We start from the raw sequence: 26872 nt of genomic DNA, 5'->3' as shown, positions 1-26872 counted from the left end.
AGCTGCTCACTTTGCGTTTACATTCAGCAGTCAGCTAACTCCATATCTAACGTTAATACAAAGAATTACACTTTGGGATCACTACTATGCCGTCTACTTTCTCGATCAAACCAGACCAACTGTCTTCGCAGCTTATTCAAAGCATGACGGAGTGGCGTCAACACTTACACCGTTTCCCTGAGTGTGGCTTTGACGTCAACCTCACCTCTGATTTCATCGCCAGTAAGCTTGAGAGCTTTGGCATCGAAGTGGTGCGTAACATCGGTAAAACAGGATTAGTAGGGATACTTCGTTCCGGATCAAGTGAGGCGAGTATTGGCCTAAGAGCTGACATGGATGCTTTGCACATTCATGAAAAAAACAGCTTTGCGCATTGTTCACAACACGACGGAAAGATGCACGCCTGTGGACACGATGGGCACTCTGCAATGTTGCTTGGTGCTGCAAGCTATCTAGCTCAAAACCTATTATCAGGGTACCCAACTTTTGATGGCACGGTGTATTTCATTTTTCAACCCGATGAAGAGCACGGTTGTGGCGCGCAAGCGATGATTGATGATGGCTTGTTTGAACGATTCTCGATTGATGAAGTGTATGGGGTTCACAACTTCCCCGGTCTAGCGGAAGGTGAATTGATGGTTCGCCCCGGATCATTAATGGCCAGTGAGAGTAGCTTTGAGATCACCATCAATGGTGTGGGTGGACATGCTGCTCTGCCGCATCAAGGGGTCGATCCTCTCGTCGTTGGCTCGCAAGTCATTCTTGGTCTGCAAACCATCGTGTCTCGTAATCTCAGTGCGATTCACGACACGGCTGTAGTCTCAGCCACCGAATTTATTACCGATGGTACGGTTAACGTCATTCCTACTCAAGTGGTAATCAAGGGTGACTGCCGCTGCTTCACTGAATCTTCTCTCGATCGAATCAAGCAGAGCATGGAGCGAATCGTGGCGGGCATTTGTCAGGCAGCAGGCGCGACTTACGACTTCGAGTTTATCAATACCTTCTACCCAACCATCAACAGCGAGCAACAAACCCAATATTCGGTTGCCGCCGCGCAGAAGGTGCTTGGTGTAGAGAGCGTTAATGAGGCCTGTGACCCACTGACAATTTCGGAAGATTTCTCAAGCATGTTGCGCGTTAAACCGGGCTGTTATGTGTTGTTGGGTAATGGCACGGAATCGGTCGGTGGCTGCGCATTGCATAACCCCGAATACGACTTTAACGACGGCATCTTAAAGCTCGGTGCGAGTTACTGGATTCAGTTGGTGAACGATCGTTTAGCAAGATCAATTTAGAAGCACTTATTTAGAAGCACTTATTTAGAAACAATGAATTAGAAGCAACTCAATTTGAAGTAACAAGTAGAGAAATAGATTCAGCAGTGACGCATTTGGCACTGCAAGATGGCTGACTTTAAACGGAGTTTATTGTCGACACAGCCAAAACTGAAGCGCGTGAAGTGACCAAGGTCATCAGCGTGTAATTAGGATAATAAAAGGAAAGACAGGATGAAACGATTAGGCGTAGCACTGCTAAGTTTGAGCATGGTTTTTGGCGTTCATGCCGAAACATGGAAGTTTGCTTCAGAAGAGGACAAAACAGACGTTCAAGACATCTATGCGCAAAAATTTGCGGAAGTGATTAAGAAGGAATCTGATGGCGACATCCGTGTTCGCATCTATTACTACGGTCAACTAGGTACAGAAAACGACATCGTAGAGCTGGCTGCTAAAGGCACGATTCAATTTGTGTCTGTAGGCGCGGGTCACTTAGGTTCTTATGTTCCTGAAGTACAAGCGGTGAGCTTACCGTATGTTCTGGGTACTAACGAAGCGATCACGCATAAGGTCTTAACGGAAAGTCCAACCATCTACAACAAGCTGGCACCCAAGTTTGAGAGCGTAAACCTCAAACTGTTATCGATGATGTCTGAAGGTGAAATGGTTTGGGGCGGCAATAAACCTATCCGTACACCTGAAGATTTTGCTAACCAGAAAATCCGTACTTTCACTTCAACCATTCCTGTTGAAACCTACAAAGCGTTTGGTGCAACACCTACTCCTCTTTCTTGGGGTGAAGTGTACGGTTCACTGCAACTTAAGACCATCGATAGCATGGTTAACCCGATCTACTTCATCTACAACGCGAAGTGGCATGAGGTTCAAGACTACCTAATGTTCCCAGGTCAGCAACCCTATGTCAGCACGGTATCGACCAACAGCAAGTGGTACAACGACCTGTCGGAAGAGAAGCAAGCGATGGTCGATAAAGCGATCACAGCGGCTGATGAAGCAGCGTATGACTATCAGGTACGCATCAACAAAGAGAACATGGACAAGATCTTAAAAGAGCGTCCAGACATGCAAGTGGTTGTGTTAACTGAGGAAGAGCGTGAACGCTTCAAGGTCCTCAGTCAAAAGCTGCACACGACTTACTATGACGTGGTAGCAAATGCCTACCCTGCCGGTGAGCAAATTGAAGCGCGTGAGGGTGCGAAAACCATTCTCGAAGAAATCCTAGATGAAGTGAAGGCTGCTTCAGCGATGCAATAGAAAGCGTTGTTAGGATGAATGCTATCCGCTGTTTATTGGCGGCGGGTAGCTTATCCCCACCTTCTCCAAATTGTGGCAATGGACCCCTGTCACTGAACGAAGTATGGAGCACTGCCTGTTATGAAAGAACTGCTACATAAAATAAGCGTCGCGACAGAAAAGCTAGAACGCTTTTTAATCACAACCGCTATTCTCGCGATGATGATCAACTCCACCGCCAATGCGATTGGGCGATATGCCTTCAATAAAAGCCTGTTCTTCTCAGAAGAGCTTAATCAATTCCTTATTGTCTCAGTGACCTTTATTGGCTTTGCCTATGCCGTCCGCCAAGGTCGAAATATCCGCATGACTGCGGTGTACGATTCACTGAGTTTCAAAGCCCAGAAGGTGCTCACCACCGTGATTGCATTGTTGACTGGGATGTTGATGTTTTACCTCGCTTATCACGCCTTCCTGTATGTCCAAGAGTTGAAGTCAATCAACCGACTTAGCCCAGCACTGCAGTTTCCGGTGTATTGGGTCTACTCCATTATTCCAATCGGCTTTGCTATCGCAGGGCTGCAATACAGCATGAGTTTTTTGATGAACTTGCTGCATAAAGAAATCTACGTGTCATTCGATGTCATAGAGAATAAACATAACAACGTGGGTGAATTCGAATGAGTGATATTGCACAATTTTTCTCGGACATTATTGCCGGCGAACTCGATATTTATGTCATCACATTTACTCTTGTTTCTGTGATGGTGATTTTGCTGTTTTTGAGCTTCCCAATGATCGTGCCGTTAGCGGTTGGCGCGTTAATCGGCTTGATTCATTTCTCTCAGGTTGAGCCGGGAGTGCTTATTCAACAGATGGTCACGGGCATCTCACCGAACGCCTTGATTGCGGTGCCGATGTTTATCTTGGCTGCCGATATTATGACACGCGGCCACACTGCCTATAACTTACTTGGCCTGATTCAAGCGTTTGTTGGACATCTGCGTGGCGGGCTGCCGATTACCACCTGCATTAGTTGTACTCTATTTGGTTCTGTTTCCGGTTCGACTCAGGCAACCGTGGTGTCGGTTGGCCAAATCATGCGTCCGAAGTTGCTGCAAGCAGGCTACAAAGACAGCTTTGTGATGGCGCTGATCATCAATGCCAGTGACATCGCGTTTCTTATTCCGCCAAGTATTGGTTTGATTCTTTACGGCACCTTAGCCAACGCCAGCGTGGGCGAATTGTTCATTGCTGGTATTGGCCCAGGTTTAGTGCTCGCGAGCCTGTTCTCGTTATACAGCTATGCCTACAGCGTCAAACACAGCGATACCATCACTTTGGTTGAAAAAGCCAACACCGCAGAACGCATTGAAGCGATCAAGAAAGCGATTCTTCCTCTCGGTTTCCCTGCTTTGATTATCGGCGGTATCTACTCTGGGGTCGTGACGCCAACAGAAGCCGCTTCGTTTGCGGTGCTGTATGCGATCATCGTTGAGTGCATTTTCTATCGCAAACTTGGCGTGAAAGACATCTGCGATGCGGCGTTGAATACCGGCTTGATCACCGCGGTTGTATTTGTGCTGGTGGGTGTTGGTCAGGCTTTTTCTTGGTACATCTCTTTCGAACAAATCCCTCAAGAACTGTTAGCACCTTTGGACTTAGAGAGTGCCTCTCCAGAGTACATCTTGTTTGTCATCGCACTGACTTTCTTTGTCGGCTGTATGTTTGTGGATTCGTTAGTGGTTTTGCTGATCTTGACGCCGATTTTCATGCCGATTGTTGATGCAGCAGGCATCGACCCGATATTGGTGGGTGTGATGGTGACATTGCAAATGGCTATTGGCTCAGCGACGCCACCTTTTGGGTGCGACATCTTTACTGCTATCGCCATCTTTGAAAAGCCTTATATGGAAGTGATTCGCGGGACGCTGCCGTTCTTCCTGATCTTGGTGTTGATGTCTGCGTTGCTGATTTTCTTCCCAAGCATCGCTCTGTTGCCAAGAGACATCTTATTCAATTAACCCGTCGAGTTACCCTTATTCAATCAAGGATAGAGATATGAGTATATTGCCATTAACACCTCCGCAGAGAGGGTTTGAAGCAGCAGAACTAGAGCAACGTACTGTCGAGTTGCAACAACGTCTTCGCGCGCAAAACATCGATGCTGCGTTTTTCACGACCGAGCCTGAATTTCGCTATTTCAGTGGCTTTAAATCGCAGTTTTGGGAGAGCCCAACGCGTCCGTGGTTTTTGGTGGTGCCAGCGGTTGGTAAGCCCATAGCGGTAGTACCAGAGATCGGTGTGGCTGGTTTCGACGATACATGGATTGAAGATGTGCGCAGTTGGCCGTCGCCAAGGCCAGAAGATGACGGTATCTCTTTGTTAGCTTCTACGCTATCTGAAGTCTCCAAAGGTTCTCGCAGAATCGGTTCGATGATTGGCCCGGAAACACACCTACGTATGCCTGCCACTAACTATGCGTTGTTACAGCAGAAGTTGAGCCAACATAGTGTGGTTGATGTGTCATTCATGGTTCGCGATCTGCGCAGTGTTAAGTCTCAAGCGGAGATCGATAAAGTACGCTTCGCTTGCCAAGTGACAGCGGCGGGCTTTGAGTATCTTCGTCATCATCTCGCTATAGGGATGACAGAGCGACAGGCGTGTAAAGCCATGCATTTGGAAATGCTGCGTTTAGGTGCCGATGCTTGCCCTTATCTGATTTCGGCATCCGGCCAAGGTGGCTATGACAACATCATCATGGGGCCAACCGATCGTGTGCTCTCTGAAGGGGATGTTTTGATCATCGATACTGGGGCTAACTTTGATGGCTACTTCAGCGACTTTGACCGTAACTATGCGTTTGGGCATGCGCAGCCAGATACAATATCGGCTTATGACGCCGTTTATCAATCGACAGAAGCGGGGCTCGCGATGGCAGAGCCGGGACGAACAACCGGAGACGTGTGGCAAGCCATGTGGTCGGTGCTCGAAAAGAACGGCGCGCTTGGCAACGATGTGGGTCGTATGGGGCATGGATTAGGCATGCAGCTAACAGAGTGGCCATCACATGTACCAAATGGTGACGTGATATTAAAACCCGGCATGGTGTTAACGTTAGAGCCCGGTATGGCGTTTGCGAAAAACCGCATGATGGTACACGAGGAAAACATCGTCATCACCGAATCTGGCTGCGAAATGCTGCATCAAAGATCTTGGCAGTCGATACCGATTATTGGCTAATTGCGCTTAGAATCTAGTCATAATTTTGAATCCTGGTAGAGGAGGGCGTTCAAGCACTTTGTTGGACGCTCGGTTTTCTTTTTCACTTCGCTATACCTCTTCATCTTTTACACTTAAATACCTCTAATTTCCGAATTCCTCTTTGTTTCAAGAATCTCTATTTCTGTTCAAATATTGTCCTTGTTGAGCAAAAACATTTGACCAATAACTATCACACCTCAAATCTTTAATTGTTTTCGTTAGTGCTCTAAATGATATTTAATTTATTGTTTTATAATGATTTTTATTGCTTTGAATGCTGTATTGTTACGAGTTTGTTTTAAATAATCATTTGAACCCTAACTAAATTTCTGTCATTTTATATTTAACTGAACGTTCAATATAAAATAAAAGGACTAAGAAATGCCGAAGGTTGGGATGCCTGATATACGTAAACCACAGCTTGTTCAAGCCACCATGACGGTGATTGATCGAGTGGGTTTGCATGCCGCGAGTATTGCGTTGATCAGCAAAGAAGCGGGAGTCTCCACTGGCATTATTAATCACTATTTTGGTGGAAAGCATGGGCTGCTCGAAGAGACCATGCGTGAAATCCTTCGCCAACTTTCCAATACCATCACCACGTCACTAAAAGCACTTCCTGTTGATGCTCACCAACAGAGAATTAACGCGATCATCGATGGTAACTTCGAAGGTTACCAAGCAGAAAATAAGGTCGCGAAGGCGTGGTTGGCATTTTGGTCATATTCAATGCATGACGAGCAGCTTAAAAGACTGCAACGTGTGAATGAAAAACGTTTGATTTCACACTTACGTCTTGAGTTGAAAGGTATTTTGAATCATGAACAAGCGGATCTCGTTGCTCACGGGATTGCGTCTCTGATTGATGGTTTGTGGCTGAGAGGCACACTAAACCCAGATGGTATCGATGCTCAAAAGGCGCGTGCCATCATTAATGATTATCTAGATAAACAACTTACGTTCTACTCGTGTCACAGCCAATAGATCGCAGTGGCAGCGCTAGACCTAGACCTAGATCAAGAGCTAGAACGACCACTATTCGCACCTAATACTCACATATAGACCAGTAGAGTCTAATAACAATAATTAAGTCAGAATCTCAAATGGAAATGAACTCGTTATACATTGATGGCGCAGCGGTTAAAGCAACCTCTGGTGAAACCTTTGATAGCATTAACCCTGCAAACGGTGAACCTATCGCGACATTAGGCCAAGCATCTTCTGCGGATGTCGACAGTGCTATTGAATCTGCGAAACGCGGATTTGCGGTATGGTCTGCAATGACCGCTGTGGAACGCAGCCGTATTCTTTTGAAGGCAGTGGAAATACTTAGAGCTCGAAATGATGACCTTGCAAACCTTGAGGTTGTTGACACGGGCAAGCCGCTGCAAGAAGCAATTGAAGTGGATGTGGCGTCTGGCGCTGATGTTATTGAATACTTTGCTGGTTTGGCTCCAACGCTACAAGGCGACCAACAGTCGCTGAGCGAATCTCAATTTTTCTACACTCGCCGCGAGCCGCTAGGCATTTGTGCGGGCATTGGCGCGTGGAACTACCCAATTCAAATCGCGATGTGGAAATCGGCTCCGGCATTGGCCGCGGGTAACGCGATGATTTTCAAACCTTCAGAAGAAACGCCGCTAACGGCGCTCAAGCTTGCAGAGATCTTTACCGAAGCTGGTCTTCCTGATGGCGTGTTTAACGTGGTTCAGGGCGATTACCGTGTTGGTCAGATGCTAACGGCGCACCCAGACATCGCGAAAGTGTCGTTCACGGGCGAAACCGGTACCGGTAAAGCGGTAATGGCAGACAGCGCTAAGACGCTGAAATCAGTCACCATGGAACTTGGCGGCAAGTCACCAATGATCATCTTTGATGATGCGAAATTGGATGATGCAGTTTCCGCTTCGATGGTTGCTAACTTCTACACCCAAGGCGAAGTGTGTACTAACGGTACCCGTGTTTATGTACACGAAAACATCTACAACGCATTCATCGACCAACTTAAAACACGCACTGAGAAACTGATCATTGGTAACCCAATGGACATGGAGACTCAGATCGGTGCGTTGATTTCTAAAGAACACCTTTCAAAAGTTCTCGAAGCGATTGAGCTGGCAAAACAGTCAGGGGCAACTCTGCTGACTGGCGGCTATCGAGTGACAGACAACGGCTTAGCGAACGGCAACTTTGTTATCCCAACCGTGTTTGTGGATTGCGAAGACAACATGCCTCACGTTCAACAAGAGATCTTCGGCCCTGTAATGTCAGTGTTGAAGTTTACGGACGAAGACGACGTGATTCGCCGCGCTAACGACACCAAATATGGCCTTGCGGCTGGCGTGTTCACGCAAAACCTTTCTCGTGCTCACCGCGTGATCCACCAAATGCAGGCAGGTATTTGTTGGGTGAACACGTGGGGCGACTCACCAGCAGAAATGCCTGTTGGTGGTTACAAGCTTTCGGGTATTGGCCGGGAAAATGGACCAGAAACCCTACTTCATTATACGCAGACTAAGAGCATTCTTATTGAACTTGGCGACTACGCCAGCCCTTATGCCTAACGCGTAACACTCAATTTTATGGGTTAGCTTAAAAGAGCTAGCCCTACTGACTCATCTCAGGGAAATCAAAACATGGAACAACGCTACGATTATATTATCGTCGGCGCGGGTTCGGCCGGCTGTGTGTTAGCGGATAGGCTAACGGAAAGCGGTGAACATAGCGTTTTATTACTGGAAGCTGGTGGTACGGACAAGAGTATTTTTATCCAAATGCCAACCGCGCTTTCTTACCCAATGAATACTGAAAAGTACGCTTGGCAATTTGAAACAGAGCAAGAACCGGGCCTTGATGGACGTGAACTGCACTGCCCACGTGGCAAAGTGTTAGGCGGCAGCTCATCAATTAACGGCATGGTGTATGTTCGTGGCCACGCGTGTGATTTTGACCAATGGGAAGAAGAAGGCGCAGCGGGTTGGAACTACCAAGCATGTCTGCCTTACTTCCGCCGCGCTGAATCATGGAACAAAGGCGGTGATGAATACCGTGGTGACAATGGCCCTGTCGGCACTTGTAACGGTAACGATATGGAGCTCAACCCGCTTTACCAAGCGTTCATAGATGCAGGTAAAGACGCCGGTTATCCAGAAACCAACGATTATAACGGCTACCAGCAAGAAGGCTTCGGCACCATGCATATGACGGTAGACAAGGGTGTTAGAGCCTCAACCTCTAACGCTTATCTACGTCGAGCATTGAAGCGTTCAAACCTGACCTTGAAGAAAGGTATCGTGGCGCGTCGTTTCCTACTTGAAGGACAAGACTCAAATGGTCAATCGGGCTTGAAAGCCGTCGGTGTCGAGTTTGAAAAGTCAGGCAATACCCAAGTGGCTGTGGCGAACAAAGAAGTGATCTCTTCTGCGGGCTCTATCGGTTCTGTTCAACTGCTGCAGCTTTCTGGTATTGGCCCGAAAGCGGTGCTTGAAAAGGCAGGCGTTGAGCTTAAACACGAACTGAGCGGTGTCGGTGAAAACCTTCAAGATCACCTAGAAGTGTACTTCCAATATCACTGCAACGAACCCATAACACTCAACAGCAAGCTTGGCTTGGTCAGCAAGGGCATGATTGGCGCAGAATGGATTCTGACTCGCAAAGGCCTTGGTGCCACTAACCACTTTGAATCGTGCGCGTTCATTCGCTCTCGCAAAGGGTTGAAGTGGCCAAACATTCAATATCACTTCCTGCCAGCCGCGATGCGTTACGACGGGCAAGCGGCCTTTGATGGTCACGGTTTCCAAGTACACGTTGGGCCTAACAAGCCAGAGAGTCGCGGTACGGTTGCGATCACTTCTGCAGATCCGCATGCCAAGCCAGAGATCATTTTCAACTACATCTCGACTGAACAAGATCGCCAAGATTGGCGCGATTGTATTCGTCTGACGCGTGAGATTTTGTCTCAACCTGCGATGGATGTGTACCGAGGCAAAGAGATTCAGCCGGGTCTAAACATTACTTCTGATGAAGCGATTGACGAATGGGTTAAGCAGAACGTTGAAAGTGCTTATCACCCTTCATGTGGCTGCAAAATGGGTTCAGATGATGATCCAATGGCAGTGCTTGATGAAGAGTGTCGCGTTCGCGGTGTCGATAATTTACGTGTTGTCGACTCATCGGTTTTCCCAACCATTCCAAACGGTAATTTGAACGCCCCGACCATTATGGTTGCTGAGCGTGCTTCCGATTTGATTTTAGGTAAGCCGATGCTCAAAGAACAGGGCGTTTCAGTGTGGATTGCACCTGAATGGCAAGACAAGCAAAGAATAAATAAACCAGTAAGAGAAGCGTAAGCCTCTGTTATTAGTTAAAAAATAGAAAACATTTCAAAAATAGAAAAAGCAAAAAGTAACAACAAAAATTAGTCAAAAGTCAGAAGAACTGCTCTCTATCGATGTTGATATCGAGCAGAAAAAGGAAAGATAAAAAGGAACCATTATGACGACTCTAAATATTCAGAACATGACCACGAAAACGTTAACAGCACTAGCCATTAGTTCATTTGCATTTGGTGCTAACGCTTCTATTGAACCACAGCAATGTGAAAACGTTCGCTTCGCTGATGTCGGCTGGACTGACATTACCGCAACAACCGCCGTTACTTCTGAACTATTAAAAGGCCTTGGTTACCAAACCAAAACCGACCTACTTTCAGTACCGGTGACTTACTCTTCAATGGCGAACGGCGATATTGATGTCTTCCTAGGTAACTGGATGCCAACCATGGAAGGCGATATTGCTAAGTACCGTGAAGCGGGCACGGTTGAAACCGTTCGTGCCAACCTTGAAGGCGCAAAATACACGCTAGCTGTACCAAAATATGTGTACGACTCTGGCGTAAAAAGCTTCGCAGACCTAGCAAAACATGCCGACAAATTTAAAGACCGCATCTACGGCATCGAGCCGGGTAACGACGGTAACCGCTTAATCCAATCAATGATTGATTCTGACGCGTTTGGCTTGAAAGATTTCAGCCTAGTGGAATCAAGTGAAGCGGGCATGGTGTCTCAAGTATCACGTGCAGCACGTCGTAGCCAATGGATTGTTTACCTTGGTTGGGCTCCGCACCCAATGAACAGCAATGTTGAAATGGAATACCTATCAGGTGGTGACGACTTCTTTGGCCCTAACTACGGTGGCGCGAATGTTTACACTAACGTTCGTTCAAACTACCTGTCTGAGTGTGCAAATGTCGGTCAACTTCTACAAAACCTAGAATTCACTCTAGAGATGGAAAACCAGTTGATGGAAGAGATTCTTAACCAAAAAGTGAAGCCAGAAAAAGCGGCTCAACAATGGTTGAACAAGAACCCTCAACAAGTTGAAGCTTGGTTAGACAACGTAAAAACGCATAAAGGTGAATCAGCGACTCAAGCCGTTACTGAATACTTAAAGCAAGTTAAAGCTTAGTTCTACCTATCTCAACAGCTACATAAATAATAAAGGTGGGCTTGCCAATTTATCGATTGGTTTGAAGTAGCCCACCCATAATAAAAGGCAATATTGTGAATTTTATTACGGAAAACAAAATCCCTGTCGGACAATGGATGGAAGCGGGTGTTGATTGGCTAACAATCAATGCAGCAGGATTCTTTGACGCTATTTCGATTTTTCTAGAAACCGTCATTATGTTTTTAGTCGATGTATTTAAGTGGATGCCGCCTGCACTGCCAATCGTGATGACTGCTGCGATTGCATGGTACTTACACCGTAAACCTTCGCTAGTGATCTTTGTGGTCGCAGCGCTGCTGACTATTCTTAACCTCGGCTATTGGCAAGAAATGCTGGAAACCTTTGTTCTCGTCTTTGCGGCGACAACGATTTCCGTATTAATTGGCGTACCGGTTGGCATCATGGCTGCTCACCGTCCTTGGCTCTATACAGTTTTGCGTCCAATCCTTGATTTGATGCAGACAGTCCCAACTTTCGTTTATCTGATTCCAACTCTGGTTCTATTCGGCTTGGGTATTGTTCCTGGCTTAATCTCGACCATTATTTTCGCGATAGCTGCACCGATTCGTTTAACCTACTTAGGCGTCACTAAAGTGCCTGAAGAGTTGATTGAAGCGGGTAAAGCGTTTGGTGCCAGCCGCATGAAATTGCTGATGAAGGTCGAATTACCGGCGGCTCTACCAAGCATCATGGCGGGTGTAACCCAATGTATTATGTTGTCGCTTTCGATGGTGGTTATCGCCGCTCTTGTCGGTGCTGACGGACTTGGTAAACCTGTTGTTCGTGCATTGAACACAGTGAACATCTCACAAGGTTTTGAAGCTGGATTAGCGATTGTATTAGTCGCAATCATCCTTGACCGCTTGTGCAAAACACCAAACCAGAAGGAAGCTTAATCATGTCTAACTCTCAGGAAAAAAAGACAATGGACGCGATTACCATTAAGAATCTCGATGTTGTGTTTGGTAATAAATCGAAACAAGCGCTTGAGCTACTCGACCAAGGTAAAACTCGCCAAGAGATCATTGATGAGACTGGCCAAGTGGTTGGCGTAGATAATGTGTCGCTGACCGTTGAAGAAGGCGAGATTTGTGTGCTGATGGGGTTGTCTGGTTCTGGTAAATCATCTTTGCTTCGCGCAGTTAACGGCCTGAATGAGATCAGCCGTGGCTCATTGGCGATCAAAGATGGAGACAAGCAGGTTGATTTAGGTGAACAGTGCGACGAAGCGACCTTGCGTCATCTTCGTACTCACCGCGTTTCTATGGTGTTCCAAAAATTTGCCCTAATGCCTTGGTTAAACGTGTTAGATAACGTGGCGTTTGGTCTAGAAATGCAAGGCGTAGCCAAAGATGTTCGTCGTGCTAAAGCGCGTGAACAACTTGAAATGGTGGGTTTGGCAGAGTGGGAAACCAAGTATCCGCATGAGCTTTCTGGCGGTATGCAGCAACGTGTTGGTCTAGCGCGTGCCTTTGCGATGGATACCGACATTCTTCTTATGGATGAACCGTTTTCAGCGCTTGATCCGCTGATTCGTGCGCAGTTGCAAGATGAGCTAATTTTATTGCAAAACAAGCTTAACAAAACGATTTTGTTCGTGAGTCATGATTTAGACGAAGCGCTGAAGATTGGTAATAACATTGCGATCATGGAGTCAGGCAAACTGATTCAACACGGTAAGCCTGAAGAGATCGTACTGACGCCAAAAACCGAATACGTAAAAGACTTCGTTGCTCACACCAATCCATTGAATGTGCTTAAAGGTCGTTCTTTAATGCAGCCTCTTGATTCACTGACGCAAGAGAATGAAAGCTGGAAGATCTGCGATTCTAAAGATCTCTGGATTGAACAGAATGAAGGTGCTTTATCGGTGAAAGGTGAATCTACCTTGGCGCTTGTTGAGTGGAGCGAGTCTGACGACCTAACCGCGATTAACGCGTCTAGTGTGGTAGTGACAAGCCCGGAGATTGGTATGCGTGATGCGATTAAGCTTAAGCAGATCAGTAACCACCCAATTCTGTTGGTTGAAAATAATCAATTGGTAGGGATTTTGGATAACAGCGAGTTTTACAACGCGCTAACGGGTAACTTTCAGATGAATACCGCTGCGTAAAATTTCGTTTTTCAGCTTAGCTATTGAGGCTGGTTTTTTATTGGGTGGAGAGGATTAAATCTCTCTACCTCTATGATTATTAAAATATATTATTCTTTGAGTTTGTATTCTCTGGTTCATTATTTTTGTCTTCATTGAAGCTTTCATTCCCCCTTCATTAAGCAAAAGTGCCGTACCACGCAAGTTTAGTGGTATAGAAAAGATTGAGAATAGTATGAACATCAGTACAATGCGGAAAAATCAATGAAGTAATTTATCAATTTACAGTGTAATTCGAGCGCGCGTGACGTAATCACTCGAGACATTTCATCGCTTCGACGCTGTAAAACCATTCACAGTATATTAGTACAAAGGTCTGCATCTTGGACAAACATGACGAAATCCTGGTCGCTATTCGCCAAATTATTCGCGCTATCGATTTACACTCGAAGAAGCTGAGTAAAGAGTATGGTTTGACTGGCCCTCAATTAATCTTAATGAGAGCAATCCAAGAAATGGGTAATGTGACGATCAAAGAATTGTCTAATCAGACCAATGTAAGCCAAGCAACGACGACGACGATCATCGACCGTCTTGAGTTAAATGGCTATGTACAACGAGTACGCAGTTCATCGGACCGCCGCAAAGTACACGCGAACCTGACTGAAAAAGGTCAAGAGTTGCTAAACAATGCGCCACCGCCGCTGCAAGATAACTTCGTGAAAAAATTCCAAAACCTAGAGACGTGGGAGCAAAGCTTACTGCTTTCTTCGATGCAGCGTGTATCAGCAATGATGAACGCAGAAGACATCGACGCTGCTCCAGTGCTTCAGCTTGAAGGCATTGCAAACGTAGCCAAAAGCTAACGTTAGTTTTAAATTATCTATTTAAAACAAAAACTTAAAGAGTTATTAAATGGTCGCATTAAGCGGCCATTTTTGATCTCACCATGTGAGATTTCTCGTTATACCGCCTGTTCGTTACGCCCTTCTATTTTTAATCGCCCTGAATTTTAACCCTACGTTGTAACCACCCTATTTATTTGTATTCAAAAATGCATTGACGATTCTCTGACAATAAAAATATAGACCGACCGGTCTGATTTGTATTATTGTGTGCTCATCTTAACCACGAGGTGATGTATGAAATACGAATTGACGCCAACACAAATGACCATGACGTTGAACAACATGCAGGGAGCTTTTGCACAGAACCCGATGCCAGCGGTATCGGTGAGAATTGAGCAGTTGCTTGCACTTAAATCTGCGCTTATCGATTACACGGATCGTTTGTGTTCAGCCGTGAGTGAGGACTATGGTCACCGCAGTCGACAAGACACTTTGATGGCCGACATATTGCCTTGCATCGGAAATATTGATCACAGCATTGAGTGTTTACCTCATTGGTCGACATCTTCGATTCGTCATTCCGGCCCTTTGCTTTCAACCTCTCGTGTTGAAGTGGTTTATCAACCCAAAGGCGTTGTCGGGATCATTGCTCCGTGGAACTTCCCGATCATGTTATCCGTCGGCCCGCTTATTTCGGCGTTGGCAGCGGGCAATCGCGCCATGATCAAGATGAGTGAATTTACCCCAGCGACGAACCAAGTATTAAGAGCGCTATTGGCGGAAGTCTTCCAATCCGATGAGGTGTGCTTGGTTGAAGGTGAGGTAGAAATCGCAGCCGCATTTTCGGCGTTGCCGTTTGATCATCTTCTGTTTACGGGGTCAACCCAAGTGGGTCGCCAAGTGATGAGGTCAGCGGCTGACACGCTAACTCCAGTCACGCTAGAGCTAGGTGGTAAGTCACCAGTTATCGTTGCAGAAGACATGCCAATTGATATCGCGGTTGAGCGAATCATTTATGGTAAGAGCCTCAATAACGGGCAGGTGTGTGTAGCTCCTGACTATGTATTGCTACCTGAAGGGAAAGTTGAATCTTTCATTCAAGAGTATAAAAAACAGTACCAATTGCTGTTCGATGAAGGGGTCTATTCCGAGAGTTTGACGTCCCTAATCAATCCTCGTCAATGCGACCGCATAGTTGGTTTGTTGAATGAAGAACGACAAACTGGAACGCGAACCGTCGCTTGCCATGACGAAGCGATGGACTTAGATAACCACCGTTTGGTGACGCACCTGATTGTTGAACCAAGCCTGTCATCCAAGGTGATGAACGAAGAGATTTTCGGCCCACTATTACCCTTGATTACTTATCGCAATATCGAAGAGGCGTTCCAAGTCATCAATAGCAAACCAAGGCCGTTGGCGCTCTATCTAATGAGCTTTGATTTGAGCTTACAAGCTCAGGTTAAACACCAAGTTCATTCCGGAGGAATGTGTATCAATGACTGTGTTTTCCATTTAGCAGTTGATGACGCGCCGTTTGGTGGCATTGGTGAATCTGGTCAGGGCAACTATCACGGCAAAGAAGGTTTCCTTACTTTCTCCCATGCCAAAACCGTATTGGAAACAGGCTTAGATCATCGAGTTAAGCATCTGTTTTCAAAAGAAGACAACGAATTAAAGACCGCAGTGATGAGCATGCTTGGCAAGTAAATCATTTCTGTCATCACCCAATTTATCTACAAGAAGTTATTTATAAGAAATTATTTTTACGACGTTATTTTAAGAGGTTATTTTTATGTTGGAACGATTTTTTGAACGAACGATGAAAGCGTATTTGATGGTTACAGGATTCTTAACCGCAACCGCTTTCTCTACTTTCCTTGCGCCTGATTGGAGTATGCAAACGCTGTTCTCGTACAACGATACGATGATGGTGAACAAAGAGTATCTTATGGGTACCTATCAACACTGGGGAGTCATGGTTGGCTGTATTGGTGTGTTGTTGATGTTCTCGGCGAAGTACAAATCGCTGCGTACTTCGACCATGATTTACAGTGCATTTGAGAAGTCGATGTTTGTGGGCATATTCTTATACAACGTGTGTATCAACGATTATGAGTGGTTTTATGGTTGGAGCGGTGTGTTTGCGCTCGATGGATTTGTGACTGTCTACTCTTTAGTTTACCTGTATTACTACCTCACTAGAGACAAAAGCAAGGTGCCAGCTCATCTTCGTTAATAGTTAATAGTTAATAGTTAATAAGTTGCTCATGGTGAGTCAATGACACTTATTCAATGATCACTCACTAGCTTACTTATCACTACAGCCCGCATTTGCGGGCTTTTTTCGTTTTGGGGCAATGATCCATAAAGATCTTAATTGACATATCTTTGACATCAACACTCTAGACCGACCGGTTTGTATTGGTTATTGTTTAGTCATCAACTAGAAATGAGGTAAATACCATGACAACCAATAATTTTAACTTTCAACTTAAAACCATTGTTCATGCTCAAGAGAATGGCATTGAAAATATCCCTTCTCTTTTTGGTCGCTTAGGTGCGCAAAGAGTCGTGCTCTTTTCTGATAAAGGCTTGGAGTCTCTTGGTTTTGTTGAGCAGTTCTCGGCGTTGTTTGTAAACGAAAAGGTGAACCAGCCAGGCAATGAACAAGCGGTTCAGCTTGTTGGCGTGTACACCGATATCGCGCCAGACGCGACTTGCGACAACATCAACGCAGCCATTGAGTTTGCAAACAGCGTCAATGCTGATGCGATCTTGTCTGTTGGCGGCGGCAGCGTAATTGATGCTTCTAAAGGTGTGAAATACGCATTTCATAAGAAGATAGATGACATTCGCACCGTAATTGCAGGTGGTGGTCATATGGATGTATGGCCAAACAATGAAGATATTCGAGTGCCCCACATTGCGGTTCCGACAACGGCTGGTACGGGCGCAGAAGCTTCTCCTATTGCTGTTTTTTACAACGAACATGAAAACATTAAGGCAAGCCTAGTCGCATCGGGATTGGAAGCCGATATCGCGATTCTTGATCCAACGGTGACCACTAAGCTACCAGCTCACCTGACTCGTTCTACCGCCATGGATGCACTAACACACGCTGTTGAAGCAATTGTCTCACCAATGAGTAATGCATTCACCGACGCTTACGGAATTCAGGCGGCAAAATTGATTGTTGAAAACTTACCCTTGGCACTTAAAGAACCAGAAAACCTAACGGCACGTGGCAACCTTCTTCAAGCAAGTACCATGGCGATCTCTGCATTTTATTCGTCTTTGGGCGGGATTCCGATTCATAACTGCGCTCACGCTTTTGGTGCGATTAGCCACATTCCACATGGTGATGCCAACACGGTATTAATGCCGGTTGTGATTGAAGCACTGCCAGAGTTCTACATGCCGAATGCGGCGAAGTTAGCTCAAGCATTCTCTGTCGACAGCACGGGAACTGATGAAATGATTTACCTACGCGTGTTGGATTTCTTAAATAACTTCCAAACCAGTGTGGGTGCGATGAAGCGTTTCAGCAGCTGGAAGTTTGATGAGCAAGAGAAGAGCAACATTGCAGAAGCGATTGAAAAAGACATCTGTTTTCAGTTCTACCCAATCTCGAAACAGACGATTGAAACCATCATAGAGAAAGCGATTTAAGTCTCTGTCTTAATCGACTGAATGTTATGACCATTTAATTCAGTCGATGATTCAGTCCCTGATTCACTCAACAATCATTACTCGAGAGCCAATTATGAAAATCGAAAACGTATTGCTATCAAGCTTGTGCATCATCGCGCCATTCCTACTTTTCACCTAACTCATTCAACAGGGACGTTGTGACCTTTATTCCCGAGGAGGAAATAAATGATCAATAAACGTTTAACTACCGTGATTCTGACTGGTGTTTTAGCTGCACTGTTTTTTGCTAAAGCAAGCGTTGGAAGCGAAAGCTCTAAGAACCACACCACCATGGACCAATCGCAGCAGCATCAAGATGTCGTGCAATTGTTGGATGAGGCTTACCAAGGGCAATTGGATGCCCAACTCTCTGTCGCTTACTTATATCTGAGCGGAGATGGCGTAGATCAGAATGATGAAAAAGCCGCGGAGTGGTTCGTCACCGCAGCCAATAACGGTAGCCCTGAAGCTCAAACACAGCTTGGGTTGATGTATATCTCTGGAAGTGGCGTTCAAGCCAGCCAAGCGGAGGCTGTCACCTGGATTGGCATGGCAGCAGCTCAAGAGTATGACCCCGCGCTCGACTTATTACATTGGATGTCGCAAGCCGCGCATTAATTCAAATCCTAACTCAGGTTAATCACAAAAAGGTTAACCACAGAAAAAGTTAATCACAGAAAAAGTTACTCGCAGAAAAGTTAATTATTGAAAAAGTTAATCACAGAAATTGGAGAACGTCTTATGCAGACATTCAAGAAATCTTTAGTCTTCACTGCAATGGCCGCGGCAAGTAGTGCTGCTCTGGCCGCAGAATCAGAAAAACCGAACATTGTTGTCATTGTTGGCGATGATGTGGGCTTTGCCGATACTCAGCCTTATGGCTCAGAAGCCAATACACCAAACCTAATGGCGCTGGCTGAAGAGGGGGTTAAGTTTACTAATTTTCACGCGTCACCAACGTCATCGGTAACGCGCTCTATGATGTTAACCGGAGCAAACAGCCACGAGGTTGGGCTAGGCACCTTCGACTATGCCGTCTATCCGGGCGCGATTGGTAAGCCGGGTTATGAAGGTTACCTCATAAAGAAAGGTGTTACGGTCGCCACGCTGCTTGAAGAGAGCGGCTATAACACTTACCTCTCTGGTAAATGGCACTTGGGGCACGACGATGGCTTCTTACCTGACGATCGAGGTTTTGGTGAGAGTTACGGTATCTTAGCGGGCGGCTCGAATCACTTTAATCGAGATATGATGTTCCCGGCCAAAAACGCTGCGACAGCGGATGCGTTGCAAAAAGGCGATATTCCCGGTGTTGAAGTTGAGCCAACTTACCGCAACGGTGAAGTGGTTGAGGATAAATACAAAGGCGAGTACTCAGACCAAGTTTACACCAACGAGATCATCAAGATGATCGACAGCAAAAAAGACGACGGCAAGCCTTTCTTCGCCTACGTCCCATTCACCGGTATTCACCTGCCACTGCAAGCGCCTGAGTCTGCCTATCAAGATAAAGTCGACTACTACGTTGAGCATGGTTGGGACTCGGTTCGAGAAGACCGTTTTCAACGCATGAAAGAGATGGGTGTGATTCCAAAAGACGCCGATATTTCAGATCGTAACGCATTAAGCCGACCTTGGGATTCGCTCTCTGAGAAAGAACAAAAGTGGTATGGCAAGAAAATGGCTGTCGCGATGGGCATGATGGAAATGCAGGACCACCAAGTCGGCCAGATAGTCGATTACCTGAAAGAAATCGGCGAATACGACAATACCTACATTATGTATCTAGCGGATAACGGCCCAGAAGCGGCGGATATTACCGGTGAAAATATCAGTGATTTGATCCGAACGTGGACTGCTCATCATTTCGATAATTCGACTGAAAACTTAGGTAAGGCGAACTCCAGTGTGTCACTTGGTCCTGAGTGGGCAAGCGCTTCAACCGGTGGCCTATCTTGGTACAAAGCTTATACAGCAGAGGGCGGTATCCGTGTGCCATTTATCGTTAAGCCAGCCAAAGCGCTTTTAGACGGTGAAGATGCGTTGCAACCGGGAACTCAGACAGACGACTTATCTCAAGTGAAGGACATTGCAGCAACGATTCTTGAGATTGCAGAGGTCGAGCATCCAGGAACGGAATATCAAGGTCGAGAAGTGGCGCCGATGAGTGGTGTGAGCTTGTTGCCTTACTTCAAAGGGGAAACGGCAGACGTGCACAGTGCCAACAATGCGATTCCATTTGAATTGTTTGGTAGCGGGATTTTGCTTAAAGGTGATTACAAGATCATCCGAATCTCTACGGGAATGGGCGGTGACAGTGAGTGGCACCTATACAACACCAAGAAAGATCCTGCTGAGCAACATGACTTGAGAAATGAAATGCCAGATCTGTTCCTTGAAATGGTCGCTGAATATCAAGAATACGAAAAAGCGCAAAATATCGTCCCAGTTGATGAAGCGTGGAACCCGTTTGAAAACGTGAAATAGAGGAAAAAAACCACTCGGCCAACCTAATGCCATCAAGCTTGGTTGGTCGATGAACACCGTGTAAAGGAATTACGAATTGTTTTAGCTAATACAATAACTTTTACATCGAGGCACTCTTCATGACGACATTATCGCTATCAAACTTGAGTTCAGTTCCGCAGTTCAATGGCAAAGCACACAGTAAACTTCAGGCCTTAGCAAAACCGATAGGTGCGGTGTGTAATATCAGTTGCACCTACTGTTATTATTTAGAAAAACAACAGCTGCTTGAATACCCAAAAGGCTCTCAATATACGATGGATGAAGTTCTGTTAGAGCGTTATATCAAGCAGTACATAGAAGGGCAGAATACGCATGAAATCATCTTTTCTTGGCACGGTGGAGAGCCTACCTTGTTGGGGGTTGAGTACTTTCAAAAAGTCGTCGATCTGCAGAAAAAATATTGTCCTAGCTACAGCAAGATTAGCAATGACCTTCAAACCAACGGTACGTTACTGAATGATGCGTGGTGTGAGTTCTTCAAAAAGAATGACTTTATCATTGGTGTGAGCATTGACGGCCCAGAGCACTTACACAATCACTACCGAACCAACCGTGCAGGCAAAGGTACTTTTTCTCAAACAATGCGTGGCATTCGCTACTTGAAGCAGCATGATGTCGAGTTCGCGACCCTAAGCTGCGTGAATGATGTGACAGGAAAATATCCATTAGAGGTCTATCGCTTTCTGCGTGATGAAGTGGGTTCGAAGCAATTGCAGTTTATTCCTGTGGTCGATAAGCGTGCTGCTCATACTAACAACAAATGGCTCACCAACCAGAAGGCGATCATTCCTGTTTCAGGCGATCTAGAGCCGTGGAGTGTTGAATCAGCACAATGGGGAGAGTTTCTCTCTACGATTTTTGATGAATGGTACCAACATGATTTTGGTCAGGTGCTCGTGCCTTATTTTGAAAACTTCTTTGGTGTGTGGATGGGGAAAGAAAGCACGATGTGCACATTGAGTGAGATTTGCGGGAAAGGGCTCGCGGTTGAACCGAATGGTGATGTCTATTCATGTGACCATTATGTTTTTCCTGAATTTCAGTTGGGTAACATTCAGGAGCAAGAACTTTCCACCTTAGCTTTCTCATCAGCGCAGCAGCGTTTTGGGTTCGCCAAACAGAAGTCTCTGCCGAAACAATGCCAAGCCTGTGAGTTTAAATTTGCATGCCATGGCGAGTGCCCTAAAAACCGCATCATCAAAAGTCGAGATGGTGAGGCTGGGTTAAATTATCTCTGTGAAGGATGGCTGAGCTTCTTCAAGCATATCGACCCTGTTATTAAGGGCTTACTCAAAGCTAATAATATTCCGTCTCGTCTGGGGTGGCGGAGTAAGCGTGAATCGATTTAATCAATGTTTACAGTAAGATAGAAGGCTCGCATAAATTATGCGAGCCTTTTGGTATTTGGTATTTGGTATTTGGTATTTGGTAACGGGTATCTAGTCAGCCGATTCCTGGGCTGGGCTCATGGCGAGAAGAGTCTCTTCCATGGCATTGTTTAGAATCGAACGGTTACGCTGCATGGCGGCCATGAGCGTTGAGCCTAGCCATAGGCCATAAAGCATTCGAGACAGCGATTCGGGCTCTGCGATCGTGAAATCACCGGTCTCATTGCCTTCTTCAAATAGCTTCGCCATACGCAGGATGATCTTTTCTGCACCTATTGCCATTGTGGACTGTAACGGGTTAGCAGACCCAGATACTTCTCCCGCCAGTTTTACGACAAGACATTGGATATTGAAGTCTTCAGTCAGTTTCGATGCACACCAAAACTCGAAATAGGCTTTTACGCGGTCACGACGAGAAAGCGACTCATCACTTAAAAAGTCGTCTAGCTTAGCGAGATGCTCATCAAAGTAGTTAGTAAGAAGGATCTCACCAAAGTGTTCTTTGGATTTGAAGTAATGGTAAAAAGAACCCTTCGTGCCTTGCGCTTGGTTGATGATTTTCATCAGGCCAACACCAGCAAACCCGTGTTCATTAATAAGGCTAAACCCTGCATCGAGCATAGCTTGTCGCATGTCTTTCATTGTTCTTACTCTTTATGCTGAGAATGAGGAATAGTGTAACGAGCAACATACCAACCGTCCAGTCTAGCGCGTTAGGACGCGGTCAATAATTGACTCGTTTCGTCAAAGTAACTTTTTCTCTTATTGGCACTTCTAAGCGACAAAACTTTTTTCAAGATAAGCACATCCTATAAATCGAAAATAACAACCTTAAAGGGCTTGTTTGGTGCCTTAAAATGGCTAAATCAGGGTGTTTTAAGTTGCTGTTTTTGTTGATTTTTAATTTGGTGTTTTCTTAAGATCGCAATGGTAGTCTTAGCTTAATTTCTTTAGGGGGCTAAATGGACACCAATAACAGCACTTATCATCACCACAGTTTTGCTCAGCAAGATTTATCAGAGCTTACATTTACAGCCTGCACGTTTATCCGTTGTGATTTCAGACGTTCGAACTTACGTGATGCAACGTTTATTAACTGTAAGTTTATTGAGCAAGGCGATATTGAGGGATGCCACTTTGATATTGCCGACTTACGAGATGCAAGTTTTCAGAATTGTCAGTTGGCGATGGCGAATTTTAGTAACGCGAATTGCTATGGTATTGAGCTACGTGAATGCGACTTGAAAGGGGCGAACTTTACTCGTGCGAATTTTGCCAATCAGGTGAGCAATCGCATGTATTTTTGCTCGGCATACATCACGGGTTGCAACCTGTCTTACGCTAATTTTGAACAGGCTTGTTTAGAGAAGTGCGAACTGTTTGAGAACCGTTGGATAGGCACTTACCTTGGCGGCGCGTCATTGAAAGAGTCTGATCTCAGCCGAGGTGTGTTCTCGGAAGATGTATGGGGGCAATTCAGTATGCAGGGGGCTAACTTGTGTCATGCTGAATTAGAAGGGTTAGATCCTCGCAAGGTAGACACATCGGGGATTAAAATTGTCGCTTGGCAGCAAGAGCAACTGCTTGAAAGCATGGGTATTGTGGTCATGCCCGATTGATAGCTGTAATTTCCAACTGCAGGCTATAGAAGAAAAGCCCAAAGCTAATAACTTTGGGCTTTTCCGTACTTGGTCGCATGCATTTTATAATGAAGTTTAGAAAAGAGAATGCTTGGCGAATATTGAGCTGATTAGTGCATACCTGAGCGCATTTTATCGGCAAGCGCAAAGAAGGCAAACAGCACAAAACATACTAAAGCAACACTCAGTGAAACTAAGATTGTTGTTGCATCTTTTGAGATCAATGGGATAACGATAGAGGCTAACGCTACTAACATAACAAGGATATGAACGATTCGTCCGACGATTGGATTCTTATGACAAAATGAAGCCCATAGGTAACGCATTTTTAACACCAGTATAAAATTAGTGGATTTATTCTATTTTCTTAATGAGTATTTTGTAAATAAGTTTTGGTTATAGGTGCCCGTAAATATGATCTGAGTCGTTCTAGTATAAAACTGGTTAAATAACATGAAGTTATTGGTTGTTGATAGAATTCTTATCATCTATATGAGAATCATAGTATTCCGTATTCTTTGGAATGATAAGTCAAAAATTGTTCGACTTTTGGTTTCTTGACTGAAGATCTCATTTACTGAGTGTTCTATTAAGAGACCGTTTGCTTATCATTATTTGTCTCGTCAATGTCTATATAATTAGAATCAGCTTTTAGTCTGTGATGCGTTTTATGTTATTTATCAAAGAGATTTTTTGATTTGAGATCGCGGTGATCTTGTCTTCTATTCTGTTTGATATACTCAATGCTCATTCGGTAAAGATGATGGAGATAAAATGTCGAAAACCGCTAAGATCATTAATGAAGATAAGCTGGTAAAAAAAGCAGTAGAGGTCGGTTTTAAAATGGCAAAATTGCAAGGTTTTGATTTGCCGCATTCATCTCAACCGATAAAGGTTAAATCGGTGTATTTGTTCCTTGTTGAAGTAAATCAGATTACCCCTCTTCCAGAAAGTAAGCTTGATGGAGCGAATATCAAGAAACGTTTGGCGCTATGGATTCACAAGGCACTGCCTGATAATGACCCCCTGAAGTAAGCTGTAGTTGAACAAGTATGACTGAGCTTATTTTTAGTTTGTTACTAATCAGGCATTTGAACTTAGAAGCCTAGCGGTTATTCGCTAGGCTTTGTTTTAAGCGCTACTTTTCAATAACTCGAGTAGAGTTTTTAGCTATGGGGACAATCACATAGCTGACTTGTTGCCCGTTCACCTGTTTCTTTTGACTACGGATTGCTTGGCCATCTACGATTAACGTTGGGTAATCGCCATAGAACCATGCCTCCCATTCTAGGGCATGCTCCGAACGGTTGGTAAGCGTTGACTTCGTGAGCCCATCATGACGCAGGGTTAGCTCATGTTCACCCATTGGTAACTGATCCACACTTAACCATTCTATGTCACTGGTGAGGTGAGAAGCTGTCGTCACTTGGTGCTCTGCGGCGTTTGGTTTTATGCCCATTAAGCCTTCAATCATATTCGAAATGAATGTAAAGGATATTTCTGGGTAGTCACCATTGGTTCCTTGAGTTGGACGTTCGTGTGGCTCATCTTTAGTGTCCATTATGTACTGCATCCACTTCCATGCTTCGGCATTGCGATTATATGGAAAATAGGTTTCAGGAATGTAGGTGTAGGCTTCAATATTATTGGGTGCCTCTGGCGTGCTACCAATGCCATTACCTAAATTGCTAGCAATGAAATCAAGATACCTGTTGTTTCTTTCTCCAGGTTCAGTGATGAGTTTCATCGGCATGAACCAACTATTCTCTTTACCAAAATCGTTTAGGCGCAGCCCATCTTTTTGAACAATGTTAACGTAGTTCTCTAGTGGTTTATTTGGATCTACGATGCTCCAGTCTTCATTAAAATAACGCTTAAGCTCTTGGGCTTTTTCTCGCCATAGTGTTGCCTCACTGTATTCTTCTCGTGCTTCTAGCATTGCTGAGTAAGCGAGTGTAGCTTGGTATTGAGAACCAATTCCGTCGCCAGCTTCAATTGGAAACTCGCCTCGTTCGTTGTACGTGGCAGACCCTTCAAAAATACCGCCATAACCTTCAGCGATTCCGTTAGGATCTTGGTCATCATGTAGCTCGATGTAATCGGTGAGAACTTTGGTATAAAACTGCCAGAGATCATCATCTTCTATATAGCGTTTGTCCCCTGTCCATTGGTATTGTTTCCATGCCTTTTCAACAAATTCGAACTGTGCGGGCACTTCACGAACAAACCAATTGTCGTCGTCATAATCAATAGTATGTGGCGTACCATCGAAATTAATGGCCCATAGTGTGTACCACTTTCTTGATTCTGTTGAATGCTTGGCGAATGTTTTGAACATTGAGAAGTTTTCTGGTTCAAGCCCTGCGATTTTTGCGCCACTTGCTTGGTGTAAGAAGTCTCTCGAGTAAAAAGCGGTTCGGTCAAAATAGCCAGCCCAATAAGATGGAATGTAATTTGCGCTGCCATCACCGTCATTATTGTATTCATCCCGATTTACGAGGTCATGTTGACCTGTCATTACGAAAAGTTGAGTTTTCTCTATCGCCCATTCGAAAGAGTCTTGGAGCTTCGAATTTGAAGAGGTGACCACCACTTGCTTTTCTTTTTCGATAGCGGTGAGCGTCCACAGCTGTTCTTTATTGTTGTCATCTATCACTGCTACTTGTACAGGGTGACGGAAATCGATCACATCGCCCGTGTTGACAGACGAGTAGCTGTTTTCAGATATTAGGATGTTCTCAATGGTCAATGTGGTTAGGTCTGTGCCGAATGGGACCTGGAACTTTATATCCCTAGAAATTTTATTGACGCTAGTGACTCCGACTTGTTCTTGAGCTGAGAACTGAATGATTTGGTTGAAATTTAGGGGTTTGTTTTTATTACTTTTTATTAAGGCGACGCTATCAACACTGACGCCACCTTGAGCAGAACCTGAGAACCAGACTTTTAGCTGTTCCCCTTTTTCTAATGGAATGTGTTTCAAATTTTTTCGCTTGTACTTGGTACTCGGCTTAATTTGTTCACTCACCAATACTTGATCGGTGAGGTTAGTCATTGCGAGGGTGGCATCGTTAGAAGGGCTAATAAAATAAGCGGATAAATCGTAGTAGCCCGTTTCAGGAATCGTCACTATTTGACTAATGTGGTGATTCTTGCCTTGAGCGATACGACCTCGGTATTCTCCTTCATGAGTAAAGTCGTTTTTGATGTTAGAAAACCAATAGTTCCACCCTAATCCCTTGTTTTCAAAGCTAGGGTTAGTAAGAATGTTGTCGTTTTTTTGTGCATGTGCCCCAGCTGATAGCATGAGGGAGAAAGTGATGGCAGAAGCAAGTAATTTGAGTTTCATACGGTTCTCTTTTATTGGAAGTAGAAA

At 45.0% G+C, this 26872-nt stretch carries 23 protein-coding genes; 20 read left to right on the top strand and 3 right to left on the bottom strand.

Annotated elements, in window-relative coordinates; all coding sequences use genetic code 11:
- The first annotated feature begins 86 nt into the window (after positions 1–86).
- From L3V33_RS05805 to L3V33_RS05720, 18 genes are all read left to right on the top strand, one after another.
- Positions 87–1298 carry a M20 aminoacylase family protein gene (locus L3V33_RS05805; RefSeq protein WP_237289877.1) on the top strand — a complete coding sequence of 404 codons (1212 nt, stop codon included), beginning with the start codon at positions 87–89 and terminating at the stop codon, positions 1296–1298.
- 213 nt (positions 1299–1511) lie between these two features.
- Positions 1512–2555 carry a TRAP transporter substrate-binding protein DctP gene (dctP, locus tag L3V33_RS05800; protein WP_237289875.1) on the top strand — a complete coding sequence of 348 codons (1044 nt, stop codon included), beginning with the start codon at positions 1512–1514 and terminating at the stop codon, positions 2553–2555.
- A gap of 120 nt (positions 2556–2675) precedes the next feature.
- Positions 2676–3218, top strand: a complete 543-nt coding sequence (locus tag L3V33_RS05795) for a TRAP transporter small permease (RefSeq protein ID WP_017088808.1) — start codon at positions 2676–2678, stop codon at positions 3216–3218.
- Positions 3215–4558 carry a TRAP transporter large permease gene (locus L3V33_RS05790; protein WP_061021025.1) on the top strand — a complete coding sequence of 448 codons (1344 nt, stop codon included), beginning with the start codon at positions 3215–3217 and terminating at the stop codon, positions 4556–4558. Before L3V33_RS05795 ends, L3V33_RS05790 begins: the two co-directional genes overlap by 4 nt.
- A 37-nt stretch (positions 4559–4595) precedes the next feature.
- Complete coding sequence (locus L3V33_RS05785; RefSeq protein WP_237289873.1) at positions 4596–5777, top strand: Xaa-Pro peptidase family protein; 1182 nt, start codon at positions 4596–4598, stop codon at positions 5775–5777.
- Between the two features lie 402 nt (positions 5778–6179).
- The gene (gene betI / locus L3V33_RS05780; RefSeq protein WP_017078460.1) at positions 6180–6782 is read left to right on the top strand and encodes a transcriptional regulator BetI; all 603 of its coding nucleotides are present in this window, start codon (positions 6180–6182) and stop codon (positions 6780–6782) included.
- Positions 6783–6901: 119 nt separating this feature from the next.
- Positions 6902–8362: a betaine-aldehyde dehydrogenase gene (betB, locus tag L3V33_RS05775; RefSeq protein ID WP_237289872.1), complete on the top strand. Its 1461-nt coding sequence runs from the start codon at positions 6902–6904 to the stop codon at positions 8360–8362.
- Between the two features lie 72 nt (positions 8363–8434).
- Positions 8435–10147: a choline dehydrogenase gene (gene betA, locus L3V33_RS05770; RefSeq protein WP_237289863.1), complete on the top strand. Its 1713-nt coding sequence runs from the start codon at positions 8435–8437 to the stop codon at positions 10145–10147.
- A gap of 145 nt (positions 10148–10292) precedes the next feature.
- The gene (locus tag L3V33_RS05765; protein ID WP_017081365.1) at positions 10293–11264 is read left to right on the top strand and encodes a choline ABC transporter substrate-binding protein; all 972 of its coding nucleotides are present in this window, start codon (positions 10293–10295) and stop codon (positions 11262–11264) included.
- A gap of 95 nt (positions 11265–11359) precedes the next feature.
- Positions 11360–12202 carry a choline ABC transporter permease subunit gene (choW, locus tag L3V33_RS05760; protein ID WP_009845976.1) on the top strand — a complete coding sequence of 281 codons (843 nt, stop codon included), beginning with the start codon at positions 11360–11362 and terminating at the stop codon, positions 12200–12202.
- 2 nt (positions 12203–12204) lie between these two features.
- A complete protein-coding gene (choV, locus tag L3V33_RS05755; protein WP_017078464.1) occupies positions 12205–13419 on the top strand; it encodes a choline ABC transporter ATP-binding protein in 1215 nt (404 codons plus the stop codon).
- A 362-nt stretch (positions 13420–13781) separates the two neighbouring features.
- The gene (locus L3V33_RS05750; protein ID WP_004732429.1) at positions 13782–14264 is read left to right on the top strand and encodes a MarR family transcriptional regulator; all 483 of its coding nucleotides are present in this window, start codon (positions 13782–13784) and stop codon (positions 14262–14264) included.
- 276 nt (positions 14265–14540) lie between these two features.
- The gene (locus tag L3V33_RS05745; RefSeq protein ID WP_237289861.1) at positions 14541–15956 is read left to right on the top strand and encodes a coniferyl aldehyde dehydrogenase; all 1416 of its coding nucleotides are present in this window, start codon (positions 14541–14543) and stop codon (positions 15954–15956) included.
- A gap of 85 nt (positions 15957–16041) precedes the next feature.
- The gene (locus tag L3V33_RS05740) at positions 16042–16485 is read left to right on the top strand and encodes a hypothetical protein (protein ID WP_004732424.1); all 444 of its coding nucleotides are present in this window, start codon (positions 16042–16044) and stop codon (positions 16483–16485) included.
- A gap of 227 nt (positions 16486–16712) precedes the next feature.
- A complete protein-coding gene (locus L3V33_RS05735; RefSeq protein WP_102441077.1) occupies positions 16713–17918 on the top strand; it encodes an iron-containing alcohol dehydrogenase in 1206 nt (401 codons plus the stop codon).
- Between the two features lie 207 nt (positions 17919–18125).
- Entirely contained in the window at positions 18126–18557 is a 432-nt protein-coding gene (locus L3V33_RS05730; RefSeq protein WP_102441078.1) for a tetratricopeptide repeat protein, read from the top strand.
- A 123-nt stretch (positions 18558–18680) separates the two neighbouring features.
- Positions 18681–20426, top strand: a complete 1746-nt coding sequence (locus tag L3V33_RS05725) for an arylsulfatase (RefSeq protein ID WP_237289859.1) — start codon at positions 18681–18683, stop codon at positions 20424–20426.
- Between the two features lie 119 nt (positions 20427–20545).
- Positions 20546–21817, top strand: a complete 1272-nt coding sequence (locus L3V33_RS05720; protein ID WP_237289857.1) for an anaerobic sulfatase maturase — start codon at positions 20546–20548, stop codon at positions 21815–21817.
- A 90-nt stretch (positions 21818–21907) separates the two neighbouring features.
- Here L3V33_RS05720 and L3V33_RS05715 read toward each other — a convergent pair whose 3' ends face one another.
- Complete coding sequence (locus tag L3V33_RS05715; RefSeq protein WP_237289847.1) at positions 21908–22498, bottom strand: TetR/AcrR family transcriptional regulator; 591 nt, start codon at positions 22496–22498, stop codon at positions 21908–21910.
- Positions 22499–22818: 320 nt separating this feature from the next.
- Here L3V33_RS05715 and L3V33_RS05710 point away from each other — a divergent pair, with 320 nt between their 5' ends.
- Complete coding sequence (locus L3V33_RS05710) at positions 22819–23475, top strand: QnrS family quinolone resistance pentapeptide repeat protein (RefSeq protein WP_017057760.1); 657 nt, start codon at positions 22819–22821, stop codon at positions 23473–23475.
- A gap of 131 nt (positions 23476–23606) precedes the next feature.
- On the opposite strand, the gene L3V33_RS05705 is transcribed toward L3V33_RS05710, so the two are convergent.
- Positions 23607–23822, bottom strand: coding sequence for a hypothetical protein (locus L3V33_RS05705; RefSeq protein ID WP_237289837.1), 216 nt, complete (start codon positions 23820–23822; stop codon positions 23607–23609).
- 448 nt (positions 23823–24270) lie between these two features.
- On the opposite strand from L3V33_RS05705, the gene L3V33_RS05700 reads away from it, so the two are divergent.
- Positions 24271–24531 carry a DUF5062 family protein gene (locus L3V33_RS05700; protein WP_076679323.1) on the top strand — a complete coding sequence of 87 codons (261 nt, stop codon included), beginning with the start codon at positions 24271–24273 and terminating at the stop codon, positions 24529–24531.
- A 103-nt stretch (positions 24532–24634) separates the two neighbouring features.
- Here the strand turns inward: L3V33_RS05700 and L3V33_RS05695 are convergent, their stop codons facing one another.
- Positions 24635–26845 carry a hypothetical protein gene (locus L3V33_RS05695; RefSeq protein ID WP_237289835.1) on the bottom strand — a complete coding sequence of 737 codons (2211 nt, stop codon included), beginning with the start codon at positions 26843–26845 and terminating at the stop codon, positions 24635–24637.
- Positions 26846–26872 lie beyond the last annotated feature (27 nt).

The sequence above is a fragment of the Vibrio sp. A2-1 genome (genome assembly GCF_021728355.1).
Classification (GTDB): domain Bacteria; phylum Pseudomonadota; class Gammaproteobacteria; order Enterobacterales; family Vibrionaceae; genus Vibrio; species Vibrio splendidus_K.
The sequence above is the reverse complement of the archived record's forward strand: the minus strand, read 5'-3'. Positions and strand labels throughout refer to the sequence as shown.

Bases quoted from the DNA above. Each gene is read 5' to 3' on its own strand.
- L3V33_RS05805 (WP_237289877.1), top strand. From the start codon at position 87: ATGCCGTCTACTTTCTCGATCAAACCAGACCAACTGTCTTCGCAGCTT.
- dctP (WP_237289875.1), top strand. From the start codon at position 1,512: ATGAAACGATTAGGCGTAGCACTGCTAAGTTTGAGCATGGTTTTTGGC.
- L3V33_RS05795 (WP_017088808.1), top strand. From the start codon at position 2,676: ATGAAAGAACTGCTACATAAAATAAGCGTCGCGACAGAAAAGCTAGAA.
- L3V33_RS05790 (WP_061021025.1), top strand. From the start codon at position 3,215: ATGAGTGATATTGCACAATTTTTCTCGGACATTATTGCCGGCGAACTC.
- L3V33_RS05785 (WP_237289873.1), top strand. From the start codon at position 4,596: ATGAGTATATTGCCATTAACACCTCCGCAGAGAGGGTTTGAAGCAGCA.
- betI (WP_017078460.1), top strand. From the start codon at position 6,180: ATGCCGAAGGTTGGGATGCCTGATATACGTAAACCACAGCTTGTTCAA.
- betB (WP_237289872.1), top strand. From the start codon at position 6,902: ATGGAAATGAACTCGTTATACATTGATGGCGCAGCGGTTAAAGCAACC.
- betA (WP_237289863.1), top strand. From the start codon at position 8,435: ATGGAACAACGCTACGATTATATTATCGTCGGCGCGGGTTCGGCCGGC.
- L3V33_RS05765 (WP_017081365.1), top strand. From the start codon at position 10,293: ATGACGACTCTAAATATTCAGAACATGACCACGAAAACGTTAACAGCA.
- choV (WP_017078464.1), top strand. From the start codon at position 12,205: ATGTCTAACTCTCAGGAAAAAAAGACAATGGACGCGATTACCATTAAG.
- L3V33_RS05745 (WP_237289861.1), top strand. From the start codon at position 14,541: ATGAAATACGAATTGACGCCAACACAAATGACCATGACGTTGAACAAC.
- L3V33_RS05740 (WP_004732424.1), top strand. From the start codon at position 16,042: ATGTTGGAACGATTTTTTGAACGAACGATGAAAGCGTATTTGATGGTT.
- L3V33_RS05735 (WP_102441077.1), top strand. From the start codon at position 16,713: ATGACAACCAATAATTTTAACTTTCAACTTAAAACCATTGTTCATGCT.
- L3V33_RS05730 (WP_102441078.1), top strand. From the start codon at position 18,126: ATGATCAATAAACGTTTAACTACCGTGATTCTGACTGGTGTTTTAGCT.
- L3V33_RS05725 (WP_237289859.1), top strand. From the start codon at position 18,681: ATGCAGACATTCAAGAAATCTTTAGTCTTCACTGCAATGGCCGCGGCA.
- L3V33_RS05720 (WP_237289857.1), top strand. From the start codon at position 20,546: ATGACGACATTATCGCTATCAAACTTGAGTTCAGTTCCGCAGTTCAAT.
- L3V33_RS05715 (WP_237289847.1), bottom strand. From the start codon at position 22,498: ATGAAAGACATGCGACAAGCTATGCTCGATGCAGGGTTTAGCCTTATT.
- L3V33_RS05710 (WP_017057760.1), top strand. From the start codon at position 22,819: ATGGACACCAATAACAGCACTTATCATCACCACAGTTTTGCTCAGCAA.
- L3V33_RS05705 (WP_237289837.1), bottom strand. From the start codon at position 23,822: ATGCGTTACCTATGGGCTTCATTTTGTCATAAGAATCCAATCGTCGGA.
- L3V33_RS05700 (WP_076679323.1), top strand. From the start codon at position 24,271: ATGTCGAAAACCGCTAAGATCATTAATGAAGATAAGCTGGTAAAAAAA.
- L3V33_RS05695 (WP_237289835.1), bottom strand. From the start codon at position 26,845: ATGAAACTCAAATTACTTGCTTCTGCCATCACTTTCTCCCTCATGCTA.